1 protein-coding gene and 2 pseudogenes are annotated in these 1,826 nt (G+C 75.6%); all 3 read left to right on the plus strand.

The features are described from left to right. Nucleotides 1-390, plus strand: a pseudogene (locus EBH09_RS37940) (hypothetical protein); the annotation flags it as partial. A 362-nt stretch (nt 391-752) separates the two neighbouring features. Next, nucleotides 753-1,415, plus strand: a complete 663-nt coding sequence (locus EBH09_RS22885) for an RNA polymerase sigma factor (protein ID WP_121748819.1) — start codon at nt 753-755, stop codon at nt 1,413-1,415. Further along, a pseudogene (locus EBH09_RS37945) lies at nt 1,415-1,826 on the plus strand (hypothetical protein); the annotation flags it as partial. The gene EBH09_RS22885 and the pseudogene EBH09_RS37945, both read left to right, overlap by 1 nt.

Consider the following 1,826-nt stretch of genomic DNA (forward strand, 5'->3'; position numbering starts at 1 on the left):
GCCCCGAGCCCCGCCGCCACGTCCCCCGGCGTCTCGGCACGGCCGGACCGTCCGGCCGCCGCCCGGGACACCGAGGCCCACTGCCGCGCCTACGAGCGGCTCGAAGGCAGCGGCAAGGCACTGGAGGCCACGGCCTGGCAGCGGCTGGTCACGGCGGCGGGCGGCGAGGAGCACGTCGCGGTCCACTGTGCCGAGCAGCACCCCCGACAGGCCCGGCCGAGCGCCGCGACCGACGGGAACAAGCCGGGCGGAGCCGTCGGCCCGGCCCGGCCGGGACCGGCGAACGGCAACCCGAACGGCGGCGGCAGCGGCAGAGACAACGGCAGCGGTGAGGGCGGGAGCGCGGAACGGGCGGAGCCGGCGGGCCGGGCTCCCGGCAAGGCCAAGTAGCCTCGCACCAGGGGCGATCGCGGCGGCCAAGGCGACGGCCGGGGCCGCCACCCCCCACAGGAGAGGCCCCGGCCGTCGCGCGGCACGGGCCGCGCGGCGGCCCGTACCCCCTACAGCGCCGGGACTGCGTTTTCTGTCACACCTCATCGCGTCACGGCTTAGTTGCATCTTGTACGGCAATGGGATGGGGACATGGACGAGCGGCGGTTTCAAGACGTAACGTGCCATTCGCGCCGACCAGCGGGGGCCTCGCTCCCGCGACGGGGCTGCGGTAGGCCACCGCAGCCATCAATGGAGACACCACGACGGTGAGGACCACGTCCGCGAGAACGGCGCCGGTTCAGGCGCAGAAAGGCTTCTCGGTGCTGGGGGACGACGCGGAGCTGACCGCCGCGGTGCGTGCGGCACAGGGCGGTGACGAGACCGCGTTCCGGACCGTGTACCGCGCCGTGCATCCGCGACTGCTGGGATACGTGCGGACACTGGTCGGCGATCCGGACGCCGAGGACGTGGCGTCCGAGGCCTGGCTGCAGATCGCCCGTGACCTGGAACGGTTCGACGGCGACGCCGACCGGTTCCGCGGCTGGGCCGCCCGCATCGCCCGCAACCGCGCCCTGGACCACATCCGCATGCGCGGTCGCCGCCCCGCGATCGGCGGCGACGAGACCGAGCTGTCCGGCAAGCCCGCCGAGTCGGACACCGCGGGCGAGGCCATGGAGGCCCTGGCCACCGGCAGCACTCTCTCCCTCATCGCCCGCCTGCCCCAGGATCAGGCCGAGGCCGTCGTCCTGCGCGTGGTGGTGGGCCTGGACGCCAAGAGCGCCGCCGAGACGCTGGGCAAACGGCCCGGTGCCGTCCGCACGGCGGCGCACCGCGGTCTGAAGCGCCTGGCCGAGCTGCTCGGCGGCGATCCGGAATCGGGCGGCGGGCTGGACGCCCTGCCGCCCCAGCGAGAACCGCGCGGCCGTGCGGTGACGTCCGCGAGTGTGACGCATACGCGTGCGCGGACGCAGAAGGACATGTGATGGCCGACGAGCAGGACAGGTGGCTGGACCGCGAAACGGCGGAGATCTTGCTGCGCGGAGAGTCACTGGAGGCTGTCGACCCCGCCGCCCGCGACCGTGCCGAACGACTAGCCGGGGCACTGGGCGCCCTCGCCGCCCCACCCGTGCCGACCAGCGGGGAACTCCCCGGCGAGGCGGCCGCGCTGGCCGCCTTCCGTAAGGTGCGCGCCGAGCGGGCCGACGCTCCGGAGGGGACGTCGGCCGCCCTCGGGCACGGCACCGCGACGCCGCCCTCCGATGCCGGACTGGTCCGTATCGGCCCGCGCGGCGACGGCGCCCGACGCCCTCGCCGGCACCGTCCGCTGCGCCTCGGGCTGGCCGCCGCGCTGACCGTCGGCATGATCGGCGGGGCGGCGGTGGCCGCGGGAACCG

Source organism: Streptomyces sp. E2N166 (genome assembly GCF_003671715.1).
Taxonomy (GTDB): domain Bacteria; phylum Actinomycetota; class Actinomycetes; order Streptomycetales; family Streptomycetaceae; genus Streptomyces; species Streptomyces thinghirensis.